The organism is Gracilimonas sediminicola, from assembly GCF_024320785.1.
In the GTDB taxonomy this organism is placed as follows: Bacteria; Bacteroidota; Rhodothermia; order Balneolales; family Balneolaceae; genus Gracilimonas; species Gracilimonas sediminicola.
In genome coordinates this window covers 409,691-424,826 of sequence record NZ_JANDBC010000001.1, presented here as the reverse complement: position 1 = coordinate 424,826, position 15,136 = coordinate 409,691, and the positions used below count along the sequence as shown (strand labels likewise).

Sequence of the window (15,136 nt, the reverse complement as noted above, 5' to 3'; positions counted from 1 at the left end):
TACTTGATATAAGAGGCTTTTAAGTTCACTTACATTCCTTCAATTTCGCCCAGCACTTCCTGCATCTGGAAAGTATGCCGCTGGCTGTGGGCTCCTACAAGCAGAAATACCTGGTAGGTATCGATTTCTCCAAATGGAGTATTTGCTTTATGATCTCTGAGGTTCTGCTTGGCATTGGAAAGATAGTTGATGAGTCGATCCCGGGAGGATTCCAGTTCATCCAGCATTTCCTGTTTGGTGGCCCACTTGCCCGATGGTTCGAATTGCTCGGCTGTTTGGACCCGGGTTCCGCGATTGGCCATCATCCCGATGAGTACTCCATCCGAAACAGAACTGTCAAAATCGGGATCTGCTTCAGACTGACTCATATATCCCTGAGCCATTTGGAAAAACGAGGATTCTGTAGTCAGGATATGCTCCAGGCAATTAGCTACCGACCAGCCACCGTCTTCAGGGGTGTAATTCCAGGCTTCATCAGGTAGAGGTTCCACTAAATCCACAATATTTTGGTGAGTTGCATTCAGGTATTCGACAGCAAAATCACGGTCGGCGGTACTAAGCTGTGCCATCACGTTCACAGAAAGCAGCAGGGTCAAACAAAGCGTAATCATTCTTTTCATAAGGCGCACAATTAGTTAGAGTGAACAGGAGTGTAATAAAAAAGCGGAAACAAAGTCGCATCCTGTTAGAAAAAATAATATAGACTTAAGCTTATATTTGTGATGATATATTGCTGTTCGAGTTGTATCCTTTGGTATAAAATCAAAACCTATGAATGAATACCCACTTTTACTTCTAAACACCATACGACTGGCTTTCGCCTTTCTGGTGGTAGCCGCATTGATTTTAGCCCGTCCGCTTTTGGTGCCTTTGTTTCTGAGTATTATGCTGGCCTACCTGCTTTTCCCATACGCCGATTGGCTTGAGAAACACAAAATCCCACGTATTGCAACCAACTTTATCGTGGTGTTGGGTTTTATAGCCATTGTGACGGGTATCGTGGCGGCAATCGGAACGCTATCAACAAACTTCACGGAAGACTTCCCAAAACTAAAAGAGCAGTTCGAGATCAATATCCAAAGTATATTTGATGCAATTGGAGCATATACCGGTATTTATATCTCGGGGATTGATTCTCTGATTGAGTCGCTGGGCGAAACCGGGCAGTATATAAGTCAGCTTTTTACGGCCACCACAAATACGCTTCTGAGCCTTGGGCTGATTCCCGTTTATACCTTTCTGCTGCTGTTTTACCGGGATAAATTCCGGGACTTTATCTCTATGCTGATCTACAACAACCAGGAGGAAGCAGCACAGAATATCATTGATCAGGCTTCTGAAGTTGTGCCAAAATATTTGAAAGGACTGGTGATTGTATGTTTTATTCTGATGGGATTGAATTCCTTGGGTTTTACCTGATTGGACTGGAATATGCCTTGCTCTTCGGAATAATTGCTGCCCTGTTTAACCTGATCCCATATTTAGGCACTGTGCTTGGTTATGGGGTAGTGCTGCTATTTACTTTAGGAACCGGAACGCCGGGCTTGGCCATCCCAATCCTCATCCAGTTTTTGATCGTTCAGTTTTTAGAGAACAATATCCTTACCCCGAATATCACCGGTTCATACGTTCAGATAAACCCGCTGGTCATTATTTTTTCATTGATTGCGGCCAGTATGATTTGGGGAGTGCCGGGCATGCTGATCATCATCCCATACCTCGGTTTGTTTAAAATCGTCTGTGAAAATGTGGAAGACCTCAAACCCATCGGGTTTTTGCTGGGCACCCGGGGCACCGAACGGCATGCCATCACCATCAAATCGCTTCAACGCAGGTTTGGCTGGCTGGATGAGGGTGAATAAAATTAGGTGTTAATCTTACTTCCGGTTTATTAAGGTGTCCATTTTTGCTGTTAATTTTTCTCCCCGAAGATGCTTGGCCACAATATTTCCTTCAGGCCCAATTATGTATTTTTGGGGAATGCCGCCAACATTATATAGGGTAGGAATTTCATCTTCCCTCTTTTTTTCCTGGAGGATTTGAGTCCAGGTCATCCCGTTCTCAGTAAGAAATTTGTCGTATTTCTCTGAATCTTCCTCCAGTGCAATACTTACGATGGTTAAATTTTCTTCCGGGTATGTTTCTCTCAAGGACTTAATAACCGGAATTTCAGGCATGCAGGGCCCACACCATGTCGCCCAAAAGTCGAGAATGATATATTTGCCTTTATGATCGGCGAGGTTGAATTCTTCCCCGTGATAAGTTGTAGCTGTGAATTCCGGCGCAGCCTGTCCAACTCCCAATGACTCCAATTCATAAATAGCGCCCAGTCCAAGATCGACGAACCACTTACTTTCATTAATTTCAACCAGATCCTGCGCATATTCAAGTGCCTTTTGGTGGGTATCGGGATTTCGTTTATAAAATCTGACAAGCGATGTAAGAATAGCAGATTTGCCAACCGGATTAGTGACGTAATCTTTTAAGGATTCAAGTTTCTTCATAGCATCCTGATGGGTTCTGCTCGAATCTCCTACATATGCATGGCCGAGAGAGTTAGGAACCCAAGCCCATACATCAGAGTCAGGTTTAAACTTACTAATGACTTCATCCATCATAGCCACATTTCCGGTATTTCCCCACATCATTAGGGCACTCTGTAAAGCTTTTTTTCCGGCCACGGTTTCTTCGTGACTCAGATAATATTCATAGAATTCGGAAGCATACTTTGTCTGAATGGAATCGTCATATTCAGTTGCCTGAACTTCATCCCAAGAGCTATTTACATAATCAATATATGCGGAATCGACTTCGGCCTGAGCAAGCCCCCTGGAATTAAATGCTACAATTATTAGCAGAGATAAAATAGTACACCGAAAAATGTTCATGACAGATCCATTTGATTAAACGTATATCTAAATCTATTAAATTTAGAATGATATGCAAATATATGGGGTTGAAAGGCGAATTAGTGTATAGTTACTGCAGAGAGTTGAGGAAGAAAGGCTTTCCCGGGTCCCTAAGCCTACAAGACTATAGCAGTTTAAAGTCTTTGGTCTGAGGGGTATAGAATTTGTGAAGAATGACCAGAACGACTGAAGGAATTAACAGGTACCAGCTCAAACTGATTAAACCTGAATAACCTCCAAGTTCAAAAGGCATTTGTCCCTGAACAGCTTCTAAAAGTTGAATTCCGTTGGGGCCGTTTGAAAACATGGTGTTGTTTATAACATTCCACCCAAGGTGAAGAGCTATGGGAAGAATGATGGAGTTTGTTTTTTCATAGGAAACGGCGAAAACATAACCCATGTACCCGGTTGTAATGAAAACCACAATCATTGCCATGATGTTTCCCATTACCCCAAAAGTAAACCAATGATAAACCCCAAATGCGGCTGCTGTTAGGAGCAGGGAAGTTTGTCTTTTTCCGGTATATCTGAGAAGCAGGTAGAGAATGATGCCTCTGAACGTGAGTTCCTCAAATAAAACAGATTTCAGATCATAAAAAGCGGAATTAATAATAAGTTCAGGGGTGATGCTATCATTGAGTTGCCAGCTTACACCACTTAAGTATCCGAAGAGTAATTGAGTGATGGCACTCAAAATCGCAAGAATGAGAAATCCGCTGACGAACTCTTTAGTCCTTTGACTCAGCGGCGTAAACCAAATAGTTAAAAGGTTCTTTTTCTCCGATAAATAGACAATCAGCCACGAGATGGCGAGCACGGTAATAGCATAGATCATGACTGCAAACTACGGAGGATCGAAAGAAAAGTTTTAATAAATCGGACCAATGGTACTACTTCAATTTCTCCCACTCTTCCTCAGTCGCCATCGACTCCTGGTGCTCCATCACCAGTTTCCATTCGCCGTCCTTTTTTACCAATAGTCCCTGAAAGTGAACATAAATCAGCTGGGGTTCCTGTTCTTCCATTTGCGAATAGTAGTTAAAAATGCCGGTGTCATGAGCGGTGGTTTCGCTGTGCATTCTTTTACTGAAGCGAAACTCTACACCGGCTTTCATTTTCCCGGCTTTGGTATCCAAAAAGCCTTGCTTCCAGCCATCTAAGGCACTTGAAATGGGGTAACTTTCACCGGAAATGCCATTTACCAAAACAGCATCTTCATGATATAGGGCAGCATATTCATCAAATTCACCCTCTGCTACGGTTCGGCTCATTTCATCCCAAAAAGCATCTACATTGGTGGTCGGGACCTGGGCAGGAAATAGAAATAATACAGTGAGGAGTGGGATAAAGAAAAGCTTAGTCATAATCATGAATTTTAATTCGGGTGATTTTCCACAATAGCTAATTTTGGGTATTCTGCCAAATAGCCAATTCTTGTTCCTTCCTTCCCGCAAAAAAGGCAGTTTGTATTCGGGGTTAAGGATCATCGAATCAAGGCAATCCCAAAATCCTCCTAATCAAGGTTGAATAATCTGAAGTGAAAATATCAGAGTCGGCAGAACCCATTCATCACCCCAAAATTCCTTCTTTAAATCCCCATCACATTTACTACTTTCCATAGTCACTCACAGATAGGAATATTGATATGTCAGATGAATTAGACTCCATCCGCAAGCAGCTGGATGATATAGACCGGACTATTCTTAAAGCGCTGGCTCAGCGACAGGGATTAGTAAAGGAGGTCTCGGATATGAAGCTCAAAAATGAACAGGGCATCCGGGACCTTGAAAGGGAAGAGCAGCTATTAAACCGGATTCGGGATTTGGCCCATGAAGTCGGCCTTGATCGATACTATGCTGAGCACCTGTTTCGGGAAATCATCACCAACTCGGTACGCTTTCAGACACACTCACTGGTAGATCATCAGAATGAGAAATCGGAGGGAGAAGTCATTCGGGTTTCTTACCAGGGAACCGATGGGGCTTACAGTCATCAGGCTGCTACTCGTCACTTTAGCGATCGTTATTCAACGGTGGATGCCATTGGCTATGACACCTTTCAGCAGGCAGCACAGGCTGTTTTGGACGACAAGGTGGATTATGCATTGTTGCCCATAGAAAATACCACGGCCGGCTCCATCAACGACACTTATGACATTCTGGGAAATGAAAAACTCCATATTGTGGGAGAGGAAATTCTGAAGGTAGTTCACTGCTTGATGGCCGTAGAACAAGTAGAATTAGGTAAAATCCGGCGGATCATGTCGCACCCCCAGGCTATTGCGCAGTGCTCGCAGTTTTTATCCAAGCTTCCGCGGTGTAAGGTGGAGTCGTATTTGGATACGGCCATGTCGGCCAAAAAAGTGCTGGAAGACGGCGACTTATCCCAGGCAGCTATTGCCGGAGCCCATGCGGCCGATTTATACGGACTACATGTGATTGAACACGACATTGCCAATCAAAAAGAAAACTATACCCGCTTTGTGGTAGCCGCTAAAGAGCCGGTTCAGGTTGATGTGCAAATACCCGCTAAAACCTCCCTGATGATGGTGACATCAAACGATGAGGGCTCTTTGATAGAATGCCTGAATATTTTGCATAAGCATAAAATCAACATGGCCAAGCTGGAATCGCGCCCCAGGCTGAATGAACCCTGGAAGTATTCTTTCTACCTGGATATTCTTGCCAATATAGACGATCCGGAAGTTTCTGCCGGTTTAGATGAACTCAATAAAAAAGCCGAGGAGTTAAAGGTCCTCGGCTGTTATCCTAAACAGGAAGCGTAATATCCTGATGTTCTTTAGAAAGAGTATGTAGCCCGGGCAAAGAAGTTGTAGTTCGTATCCACAAAATCACTTCGGGACTCACGAATTCGGTACCGGAAGTCGATATTTAAATCATCAGTGATGAAGTATCGATATCTGAATTCAACTTCATCGGAATTAGGTCCATATACATTGGGAGTAAGCCAGTCAGAATCCGTTTTGGCAAACTCAACCATAAACTGGTGCTTGCCTGCGAAATTATGTATGCCCAAAGAAAGCACAGCACTGGTTCCGTCTTCAAAGGTCGTATTCAGGTTTTGGCCAATTTCGGCCGCAACTCTAAAACTTCCTCCGTTAAGGGCATCGGGCTTGGGGAGGTCGTAAACCAAGCGACTCATTACAGTCAGGTACGTGCTGTAACCACCGGATTTGAAATAAGCATTCGGCGCTACAAATAGCCCAAATCCTTTTTGTATGAAGTTGTTATCATCGCGGTTTCGGTTCTCCAGTCCTAAATAGGAGGCCAGGTTGTGCTCATTATTTCCAAAATTAAGCGCTCCGCGATAAGAATAAGAGGTATGGTCGCGAGGCTGATATTCACCTAAAATCTCTCCGTACCAGTCTTCATTCAGGTTCCTTTTCACATAAATCCCATCCACCCAGTGAATGTTTATGTTGTTGCTCATAAAGCGGAAATTACTTCTTCCGGCGTTAGTAAGAACTTTTGGGTAATGCTGAAAACGTCCGGCTTTTACCTCGGTTTGCTCACTCTTGAAACGATAGTAAAATTCATCGAAAGAGATACTTCCGCGATCAAGTCCACCGCCATCGGCTTGTATCGTAAAGCTGACTTCCGGTAATTCAGAAGACTGAGTGGTAGCCAACCGGGCTTTGAAGCCATGGTTTTCATTGATGGAGTAAAATGCCCCAACCCGAACTCTTAAAAATGAGGTGCCTTCAAAATGCTCCAGTGCTTCACCGGAGGAGCTGACATAAGCAAACCTGGCATTCCCTGAAAAATTAAAGTTGCTGTTCTCTTGTGCATTAGCGTTCAAAAAAAATGCAGCGAACACTGCAATCGTAAAACCTATTCTGGAGACCATTCTCTTGGAAAAATTTATTTTTAAATGATTATTGTTTCTGAAATTTACCCTGTGGTTATCGACAGTTCCTTTATCTGTCTTAAGCAACAGTCAGTATAACTTCTCAAAAGGTATTAAATGCCGGAGCCAGATGTCAAAGCCCTGAAATTCGAACTTTTGAAGGGTAGCGCATCCAGGTAAAGAATTGATGAAGAAACCGGGAAGTGATCAGAGGAGTTTCAATACCTCTTCTGCACATCCCCAAGATACCGTATAGCCGGCACCGCCATGTCCATAATTATGAATTACCGGCAATTGCGGATCCTTTTCCAGTCGGATTTCTGGTCTTCCGGGCCGCAATCCAACTTTCACATCCAATACCGGCAGTTCCAAAACAGCAGGTTCAAATTCCGAGCAATATGTAAGGATTCGTTCTGTAAGGGAGGGATCAGCTTTGGTAGAAGTTTGATGCTTTTTGGCAGAACCACCTAAGATGATCCCATCTCTCCGGGGAATAATGTATGCCATTTCCTGATCGCCAAGCTCATATTCAGTAGCCATTCCCTGAATCTTCTGATCTGGAGCTACTCTCACAACCTGTCCCTGAATGGGGTACAGTTGCTCGTCATTAAACAAATGCTTTGCGTCCAGTCCGGTGCAATTCACCACCGGGAAGTATGCTTCAAGTTCTTCAACAGAGGTAACTTCCTGCTTGATTATTTCCCCGCCTGATTCTTTAAAACGATTCAAAAGGTATTCCAGGTAGATGGGAGTTTCTATCAAAGGCACATTAAGGGTGTATCCTTTGTATCCGGGGTGAACCGGATGCTGAACGTCGTCATCAAGGATATTCTCGCCAGGTAAAGCATCCAGCCACCACGGTTTTTGGCGGGTGTCGAGATAGGCTGTGAAGGGGATGAAAGAGACCCCGGAGTCTTCATTCTGGGCAAGATGCTTGAATCTTAAAAGCGACCTGCGGCTCCAACTGTTTACTTTGTTTGTCGGGTAGGCTTCATAAGGAAACCAGATGGCGGCAGCTACGGCCGAAGTGGTTTGTTTGGGAAGTTCTTTTGTAATGATGTTTACCTTGAAGCCATGCTCGGCAAGCACAATGGCGGTTGTCAGACCGGAAACACCGGCTCCCAAAACCGTTATGTGGTTCTTATTCTTCAAGAGTCACTTTTGCGTCTTTCCATTCTAAGTCAAAGCCCGCAGCTTTTTTGAAAGCTTTCGATTCACGGATCCATTTTCCGTCCTGCCATACACGTGCAAAACCTTTTTCGAGGGGTTCGTTAGGGTTTTGCTTATCCAGGGAGTGAAATAATTTGGTGAGATGTTCTTTTCGGTTCCGAACCAACGATTCCGTTCGGTGTTCCAGCTTTTCATTCAGAGTGAGAATACGCGAGCGTGCTGATTCCATCTTCTGCTTTACAGCCAGCAAGGCGTGCGACTTCGCCATATTTGCCACTTTATCTTTATATAACTCAATGGCTCCGGTAGTATTTACCTCCAGTTTTTTGGCATAATCTTCTACCATAAACCGGATTTCGTTAATGTCGGGGACGGCAAGTACAGCAGCTTGTGTTGGTGTAGCGGCCCGGGCATCGGCTACAAAATCGGAGATGGAAAAATCAACTTCGTGTCCCACCGCACTGATGACCGGAACTTCACAATGATAGACAGCACGGGCAACGGATTCTTCATTAAACGGCCAAAGGTCTTCCAGGGAACCGCCGCCACGTCCTATAATCAGGATATCCACATTCTTGTGATTGGAGAAGTAATTGATGCCATCCACGATTTCCGGCGCAGCATTCACGCCCTGCACACTGGCGTGATAAAGTTTCACTTCAGCAAGCGGCCATCTTTTTTCCAGGGTAGAACGGATGTCCTGAAAAGCGGCACCGGTCGCGGATGTCACCACCCCGATGCGTTCGGGAAATTTGGGAAGTGCTACTTTGTGGGTGTCATCAAACAAACCTTCTTCTTTCAGCTTTGCCTTCAGCTTTTCAAAAGCCTGCTGAAGCTTTCCAATGCCGGCTTGCTGAACCAGATTCACAATCATCTGATAGCGGCCATGGGGAGCATACACCTGGATGTCGCCACCGACTACTATCTGTTGACCATCGGTTAGATTAATGCCCAGTCGTTGAGCAGTGCTTCTCCATATTACACAGGGAAGGGAAGCATCGGCATCTTTGAGGGTGAAATAATAGTGCCCGTTCCGGCTTTGATTGACGTTGCTGGTTTCGCCTTCCACCAAAATATCCACAAAATTCTGCTCCAGCAGGTTCTTGATCTTCTCGGTGAGCTCGGCAACGGATGGGATATCAAAAAGAAACGGAATTTGTTTATCGGGCATAGGGGTGATGAATTGAAAAATCTAAAATAAAATCAATGTAAGGAGGATTGAAATCCTTCGCTTTAATAAAGGACTACATTCTTCTGATATCAAATTGTTTTATTTCATCCTGAAAAGAGCGATTCTGGTGATGGTATTCCTGATTGTAGATGTAATTTCTAACCCTGTTAATCTCATTTCTCCCAACTGAAAATACACCATACCCTTGTTGCCATTCAAATTTACCGGTTGGGTAATAGTTCTCATTTACCCACCTTGATGAAGCACCTTTCATTTGTTTAATGGCATCAGCTACTGAAACGGTCGTTGGAAGTTTGAATAGAACATGCAGATGGTCTTGCATACCATTCACGACATCAACCTGAATACCCCATTCCAAGGAGTTTTCTTTAATGTAAATGTTCAGTTCTCCTCTGAAATATCTCTTTAGTAGTGGTAGTCGGTCTTTTGTACTCCAAACGGCGTGTACCCAAACCTGATTCAATGTTTTTGGCATAGTACTACTTTTGATCAATTCTTTAGTAAGAGCTATTTCAGGCTGATTCCTTACAAAAATTTCTAAATTGATAAGGCTGTTATCCTTTATTCAAGCAACGGATTTCAATCCGTGCTTGTACATTGATGGATGTTTTGAAATAAATAAATCAGGCCAAAGTCCCTTTGTGCTTTAGCACCGAATCACGGTATATTTGCGGTCGAACTTGAAAGCTCAAAAACAAATTCATGCTCCTCAGAAACCTGAAGCCCGTTAGCAACTCCCAGAAAGGTAAAGACACCGTAGATATCCGTATTGAGGAAGGAGTAATTAAAGAAATTGGTAGTGGACTCAAAGCCGGGAAAGGGGAAGAATCTCACGATTTTGAAGGAGCCTTTGTTTCTCCGGGCTGGATGGACATGCATGTGCATTTGCGCGAGCCGGGCTTTGAACACAAAGAAACCATTAAAACCGGATGCGATGCCGCTGCGTTTGGAGGTTTTACGGCTGTGGCTTGTATGCCTAACACCAAACCGGCAACACATACCCGTGACGTGGTTGAGTATATCATCAAAAAAGCGGAGAAGCTTCCGGTTGATGTTCACCCGATTGCGTGCGTAACCAAAGAGCGAAAAGGGAAATCCATTGCTGAAATGGCCGATCTGAAAGAAGGCGGTGCGGTTGCTTTTAGCGATGATGGTGATCCGGTTTACGATTCACAGGTAATGCGCGTGGCTTTGGAATACTCGTCGATGCTGGGCCTGCCCATAATCAATCATGAAGAAGATCTGGCCCTTTCCCGTCCCGGACATATGAACGAAGGCAAGGTAGCAACCCGGCTTGGCTTGGATGGAACGCCAGGAATTGCTGAAGAAGTGATGATTGCCCGCGATATCATGCTGGCGGAATACACAGGTGGACATATTCATGTTGCGCACATCAGTACCAAAGGGGCGGTGGATCTGGTGCGTCAGGCTAAGAAGAAGGGAATTAACGTAACTACGGAAGTCTGTGCGCATCACTTTGACCTGACCGATGAAGAAATTGAGAAGCAACATTTTGATACCAACTTTAAAATGCACCCACCGCTTCGAACTCAGGAAGATGTGGATGCTATGGTAGAAGGCTTGGTGGATGGAACTATCGATGCCATTTGTACCGATCATGCACCGCATGCCATCGAGGAGAAAGAAGTAGAATTCATTTACGCCCCCAATGGAATTATCGGGCTGGAAACGGCCTGGTCGATAACGAATCAGCGGTTGCTTCAAACCAAAAAACTGGACTTGCAGCAGCTGATGGATAAACTGGTATATAATCCGCGCAAGATTTTGAATCTGGAATCTCCGGAGATTAAAGAAGGAGCAGAAGCCAACCTCACCTTCTTCAATACCGATGAAGAATGGACCTTCACTCCGAAAAACGTTCGATCCAAATCAAAGAACTCTCCCTACCTGCATAAGCAATTGAAGGGAAGAGCTGTTGGGATTTTCAATAAAGGACAGTTGGTGATTAACGAGCTGAGATAGTATTCATACCGTTCATTCCTGCAAAGCCTGCATGCTGAAATTGGCAGGGTAAGAATCCGGATGTAAAAACAAAGACAGGTTTTAACTGTCAGATAAAGACTTTTTAGTAATCATTTATGATACTCGCTTTCGAAACAGCTACAAACATTTGCTCAGTTTCCTTTCAGGATGATGGAGGGGAGATCCATGAGAAAAGGACGGAGCGAAAAGGTTCACATTCCGAACTGTTGTTTCTCTACGTCCGTGAATTGATGAAGGAGCATGACTTTAGTATAGCTGACCTGGATGCTGTTTTGGTGAGCACTGGCCCCGGTTCCTACACGGGTCTCCGAATTGCCGCCAGTGCGGTCAAAGGAATGCTGTTCGGTTTGAATGTTGACGTTTATGCCGGAAATACACTGGCTGGATTTGCTCAATCGGCCGGTGAGGGAACGGTCCATGCTGTGATTAATGCGCGGCGTAAGCACTTGTATCATCAAAAGTTTGAGGTTGCCGGGGAGCTTTCAGCTGTATCCGGTTCAGAAATTCTGGAGCTTACCGAAATTGAGCCGATGCTGAATCCGGGCGAAAAGATTATTGGAACCGGAATTGACCGTTTACATAAAGACAAACTTGAGGGACTTGAAGTGCTGGAAACCAGAAACATTTCGGCTAATGCTCTGATCGCTCTTTTCAATAGCTCATCGGGGAAACAGTTTTTCAAAAAAACCACTGCCGAAGAGCTGGAATCAAATTATTTGAGCAGTAGTCAGGTTAATAATACATCCGTATAAACAGATTCAGAATTAACCCTCAGAATCTTTATTTTATCTCTCTGAAAAATTCACAAAACACAGTTTATGTCCTGGTTTAAAAGAAAAGACGAAAACATTCAGACCAACACCAAAAAGGAAATGCCGGAAGGGGTTTGGATTAAAGTTCCTACAACCGGTGAAACAATCCATAAGCGCGAGCTGGAGGATAATCTTTGGGTAGATCCTCTGAGTGGCTATCACTTCAGAATTGGAAGTGAGAAGTACTTTGAGATTATCTTTGATAAAGGAAAATTCAAGGAAATCGGGCAAGAAATTCAGCCTACCGACCCATTGGAGTTTGAAGACCGAAAGAAATACAAAGACCGGCTGGAAGAGTATCAGGAAAAGACCGGATTAAGTGATGCCGCACGAGTTGGAGTGGGTAAAATGAATAAGCTCGACCTGGTTGTGGCCTGTATGGATTTCTCTTTTATCGGAGGAAGTATGGGATCGGTTGTGGGCGAGCGACTGGGGGTTGCTATCGATCATGCTCGTGAGAATAAAATCCCTCTGATGATTATCTCTCAAACCGGCGGTGCCCGTATGATGGAAAGTGTACTCAGCTTGATGCAGATGGCTAAAACATCAGCCAAACTGGCCCAGCTTGAAGAAGCCGGAATTCCTTACATTTCTTATATGACAGACCCGACTACCGGTGGGGTAACCGCCAGTTATGCTATGCTGGGTGATTTTAATATCGCTGAACCCGGCGCTTTGATTGGATTTGCCGGGCCGCGTGTAATCAGGCAGACTATCGGCCGAGATCTGCCGGAAGGTTTCCAAACGGCAGAATACCTGCTGGAACATGGATTTCTGGATTTCATTCTCCCACGAACCAAGATGAAAGCAAAGCTTACCAAACTACTGAAGCTGGTTCTCCATAAGAACTAACCCTTATTAAACTTTACAACAGAAAAGAATGCTCAACCGGCGTTCTTTTCTTTTTTAACCCAAATTTATCATTTATGAAGGCACTTAGACTCTCAATTATATTGTTGGCGCTTTGTTCTGTTGCTACAGCAACCGTTGCTCAGGACAAAAAAGCTATCGAGTTTGAACATATTTTCGACGGTACGTTTTCTCCAAATAACGTGCAAAATGTTCGCTGGATGAATGACGGCGAATACTATTCGGCTACCCGTAACAATCAAATCATTCGCTATAACATCGTGGATGGTTCTGAAGAGGTATTGTTTAACGGTAATGAGTTTACTGATGCCGGTGGCGATACCATTCGCGTGCAGGGTTATCAGTTTTCTTCGGATGAATCGAAGCTGCTGATAAAAACCGATGTGGAACAAATCTGGCGCCGAAGTACCCGCGAGAATTATTATGTGTATGAATTTGAGTCAGGGGATTTTTCGAAACTGACAGCATCAGATGAGAAACAACAGTATGCTGAACTTTCACCCTCAGCCGATCGTGCCGCTTTTGTGCGAAATAACAATTTGGTTTGGGTTGATTTATCAACCGGCGAGGAAATTCAAATCACCTCCGATGGTGAGTTCAACAAGATTATTAACGGTGCCGCCGACTGGGTTTACGAAGAAGAGTTTGGTTTTGCTAAAGCCTGGTTTTGGTCGCCTGAAGGAGATCGGATCGCTTTTTATCGCTTTGATGAAGAGCGGGTGAAAGAATTTTTTATGACCAACTGGGGCTCTCTCTACCCGGAAGAAGTAGAGTTTAAATACCCTAAGGCCGGAGAGCAAAATTCCATTGTATCCATTCATGTGTACCATCTTGATTCCGGTGAAACAGTAACGATGGATGTAGGAGAGGAGACTGATCAGTACATCCCGCGAATTAACTGGACCCGGGATAACAGCCGATTGGCTATTCGCCGTATGAACCGACTGCAGAATAAGCAGGACTTACTGATCGCCAATGCAGAAACCGGTTCAACAAGAGTAATCCTCACAGAGCAAAGCGATACCTGGCTGGATGTACACGATGACCTTTATTTTTTAAGTAACGGAGAGCAGTTTATAACCACCAGCGATAAGAGCGGTTATAACCATGTGTACCTGTATAACATGCAGGGCAGACAGCTTGAGCAGATTACATCCGGCAACTGGGACGTAACCGAACTGATTGGACATAACGAACGGATGTATGAGTTGTACTACGTGAGTGCCGAGCAGTCGCCACTGGAACGCCATTTGTACAGCATCAGGATTGATGGAAAGAAAAAAGAGAAGCTGACGAAAGGAGATGGCTGGCATGATATTAATATGAGCCGGGACTTCAAGTACTATATTGATACCTGGTCAGATTATAATAAGCCTCCTGTGGTAAGTTTGCATCGAAGTAATGGCCGAAGTGTGAGAACTATCAAGGACAATACCGGCCTGAGCAAGACCCTGGAAGAATACAGCTATGTAGAAAAGGAATTTATTACACTGGACGTTAATGGCACCAGCCTGAACGCTTATGTACTGAAACCGGTAGATTTCGATTCAAACAAAAAATACCCTGTGCTTATGTATGTATATGGAGGTCCCGGCAGCCAGACAGTAACAAAAGCTTTTGGAAGCGGACAGCGACCCATGTGGCATCAGTACCTTGCAAACCAGGGATATGTTGTGGTTTCTGTAGACAACCGGGGAACAGGTGCCCGGGGCCGACAATTCAAAAAGCAGGTGTATAAAAAACTGGGCCAGTTAGAAACGGCCGACCAGATAGCAGCCGCCAAACAGATTGCAGAATGGCCGTATGTTGACGAAAACCGCATCGGAATTTGGGGCTGGAGTTATGGCGGGTATATGTCATCGTTAGCATTGGCTGAAGGTTCTGACATATTTACTACGGCCATTGCGGTAGCACCGGTCACCAGCTGGCGTTTTTATGATACTATCTACACCGAACGATACATGCAGACTCCTCAAATGAATCCTGAAGGATATAACGAAGGGGCGCCCCTGACAAAAGTGGACCAGATTACAGGCAATTATTTACTGATTCATGGTACCGGGGATGACAACGTTCACTTCCAGAATTCTGTTGAAATGATAGATGCGTTGATAGAGGCTGACGTTGACTTTGAAACCATGATTTATCCCAACAAAGCTCATAGTATTTATGGTGGAAATGCAAGAAAGCATCTCTATCAGCTGATGAGTGAATTTGTTTTTGAAAATCTTTAAATCTAATTATCAAACTTTTCCAAAATATGTGGCATCTGGAGTTGGTAAAAATGCCGAGCACAACAAGGGAGAAGTTGC

At 44.3% G+C, this 15,136-nt stretch carries 13 protein-coding genes and 1 pseudogene; 6 read left to right on the top strand and 8 right to left on the bottom strand.

All coding sequences use genetic code 11. The features are described from left to right. Positions 1–29 precede the first annotated feature (29 nt). Complete coding sequence (locus NM125_RS02060; RefSeq protein WP_255132356.1) at positions 30–620, bottom strand: DinB family protein; 591 nt, start codon at positions 618–620, stop codon at positions 30–32. Between the two features lie 151 nt (positions 621–771). Between NM125_RS02060 and NM125_RS16030 the strand changes: the two are divergent. Next, positions 772–1,862: pseudogene (locus NM125_RS16030) on the top strand (AI-2E family transporter). Positions 1,863–1,877: 15 nt separating this feature from the next. Here the strand turns inward: NM125_RS16030 and NM125_RS02045 are convergent. From NM125_RS02045 to NM125_RS02035, 3 genes are all read right to left on the bottom strand, one after another. Next, on the bottom strand, positions 1,878–2,888 hold the full coding sequence (locus tag NM125_RS02045; protein WP_255132350.1) for a TlpA family protein disulfide reductase: 1,011 nt from the start codon (positions 2,886–2,888) through the stop codon (positions 1,878–1,880). Between the two features lie 145 nt (positions 2,889–3,033). Next, positions 3,034–3,744: a CPBP family intramembrane glutamic endopeptidase gene (locus NM125_RS02040; protein WP_255132349.1), complete on the bottom strand. Its 711-nt coding sequence runs from the start codon at positions 3,742–3,744 to the stop codon at positions 3,034–3,036. 55 nt (positions 3,745–3,799) lie between these two features. Beyond that, complete coding sequence (locus NM125_RS02035; RefSeq protein ID WP_255132347.1) at positions 3,800–4,273, bottom strand: nuclear transport factor 2 family protein; 474 nt, start codon at positions 4,271–4,273, stop codon at positions 3,800–3,802. Positions 4,274–4,554: 281 nt separating this feature from the next. Here NM125_RS02035 and pheA point away from each other — a divergent pair, with 281 nt between their 5' ends. Next, positions 4,555–5,694, top strand: coding sequence for a prephenate dehydratase (pheA, locus tag NM125_RS02030; RefSeq protein WP_255132344.1), 1,140 nt, complete (start codon positions 4,555–4,557; stop codon positions 5,692–5,694). 14 nt (positions 5,695–5,708) lie between these two features. On the opposite strand, the gene NM125_RS02025 is transcribed toward pheA, so the two are convergent. From NM125_RS02025 to tnpA, 4 genes are all read right to left on the bottom strand, one after another. After that, positions 5,709–6,776: a hypothetical protein gene (locus tag NM125_RS02025; RefSeq protein WP_255132343.1), complete on the bottom strand. Its 1,068-nt coding sequence runs from the start codon at positions 6,774–6,776 to the stop codon at positions 5,709–5,711. Positions 6,777–6,983: 207 nt separating this feature from the next. Next, complete coding sequence (locus NM125_RS02020) at positions 6,984–7,928, bottom strand: FAD-dependent oxidoreductase (protein WP_255132341.1); 945 nt, start codon at positions 7,926–7,928, stop codon at positions 6,984–6,986. After that, on the bottom strand, positions 7,918–9,117 hold the full coding sequence (xseA, locus tag NM125_RS02015) for an exodeoxyribonuclease VII large subunit (protein WP_255132339.1): 1,200 nt from the start codon (positions 9,115–9,117) through the stop codon (positions 7,918–7,920). The genes NM125_RS02020 and xseA overlap by 11 nt, the downstream gene beginning before the upstream one ends. Positions 9,118–9,190: 73 nt before the next feature. Next, positions 9,191–9,613 carry an IS200/IS605 family transposase gene (gene tnpA / locus NM125_RS02010; RefSeq protein WP_255132337.1) on the bottom strand — a complete coding sequence of 141 codons (423 nt, stop codon included), beginning with the start codon at positions 9,611–9,613 and terminating at the stop codon, positions 9,191–9,193. 227 nt (positions 9,614–9,840) lie between these two features. Here tnpA and NM125_RS02005 point away from each other — a divergent pair, with 227 nt between their 5' ends. From NM125_RS02005 to NM125_RS01990, 4 genes are all read left to right on the top strand, one after another. Beyond that, positions 9,841–11,121, top strand: a complete 1,281-nt coding sequence (locus NM125_RS02005) for a dihydroorotase (protein ID WP_255132336.1) — start codon at positions 9,841–9,843, stop codon at positions 11,119–11,121. Positions 11,122–11,237: 116 nt separating this feature from the next. Continuing rightward, the gene (gene tsaB / locus NM125_RS02000) at positions 11,238–11,894 is read left to right on the top strand and encodes a tRNA (adenosine(37)-N6)-threonylcarbamoyltransferase complex dimerization subunit type 1 TsaB (protein WP_255132334.1); all 657 of its coding nucleotides are present in this window, start codon (positions 11,238–11,240) and stop codon (positions 11,892–11,894) included. A 66-nt stretch (positions 11,895–11,960) separates the two neighbouring features. Continuing rightward, complete coding sequence (gene accD / locus NM125_RS01995) at positions 11,961–12,806, top strand: acetyl-CoA carboxylase, carboxyltransferase subunit beta (RefSeq protein ID WP_255132332.1); 846 nt, start codon at positions 11,961–11,963, stop codon at positions 12,804–12,806. Between the two features lie 74 nt (positions 12,807–12,880). Beyond that, a complete protein-coding gene (locus NM125_RS01990) occupies positions 12,881–15,058 on the top strand; it encodes a S9 family peptidase (RefSeq protein WP_255132330.1) in 2,178 nt (725 codons plus the stop codon). Positions 15,059–15,136 lie beyond the last annotated feature (78 nt).

Coding starts and splice junctions, on each gene's coding strand:
- NM125_RS02035 (WP_255132347.1), bottom strand. CDS start 4,273: ATGACTAAGCTTTTCTTTATCCCACTCCTCACTGTATTATTTCTATTT.
- tsaB (WP_255132334.1), top strand. CDS start 11,238: ATGATACTCGCTTTCGAAACAGCTACAAACATTTGCTCAGTTTCCTTT.
- NM125_RS02060 (WP_255132356.1), bottom strand. CDS start 620: ATGAAAAGAATGATTACGCTTTGTTTGACCCTGCTGCTTTCTGTGAAC.
- xseA (WP_255132339.1), bottom strand. CDS start 9,117: ATGCCCGATAAACAAATTCCGTTTCTTTTTGATATCCCATCCGTTGCC.
- NM125_RS01990 (WP_255132330.1), top strand. CDS start 12,881: ATGAAGGCACTTAGACTCTCAATTATATTGTTGGCGCTTTGTTCTGTT.
- NM125_RS02025 (WP_255132343.1), bottom strand. CDS start 6,776: ATGGTCTCCAGAATAGGTTTTACGATTGCAGTGTTCGCTGCATTTTTT.
- pheA (WP_255132344.1), top strand. CDS start 4,555: ATGTCAGATGAATTAGACTCCATCCGCAAGCAGCTGGATGATATAGAC.
- accD (WP_255132332.1), top strand. CDS start 11,961: ATGTCCTGGTTTAAAAGAAAAGACGAAAACATTCAGACCAACACCAAA.
- NM125_RS02045 (WP_255132350.1), bottom strand. CDS start 2,888: ATGAACATTTTTCGGTGTACTATTTTATCTCTGCTAATAATTGTAGCA.
- NM125_RS02005 (WP_255132336.1), top strand. CDS start 9,841: ATGCTCCTCAGAAACCTGAAGCCCGTTAGCAACTCCCAGAAAGGTAAA.
- NM125_RS02040 (WP_255132349.1), bottom strand. CDS start 3,744: ATGATCTATGCTATTACCGTGCTCGCCATCTCGTGGCTGATTGTCTAT.
- tnpA (WP_255132337.1), bottom strand. CDS start 9,613: ATGCCAAAAACATTGAATCAGGTTTGGGTACACGCCGTTTGGAGTACA.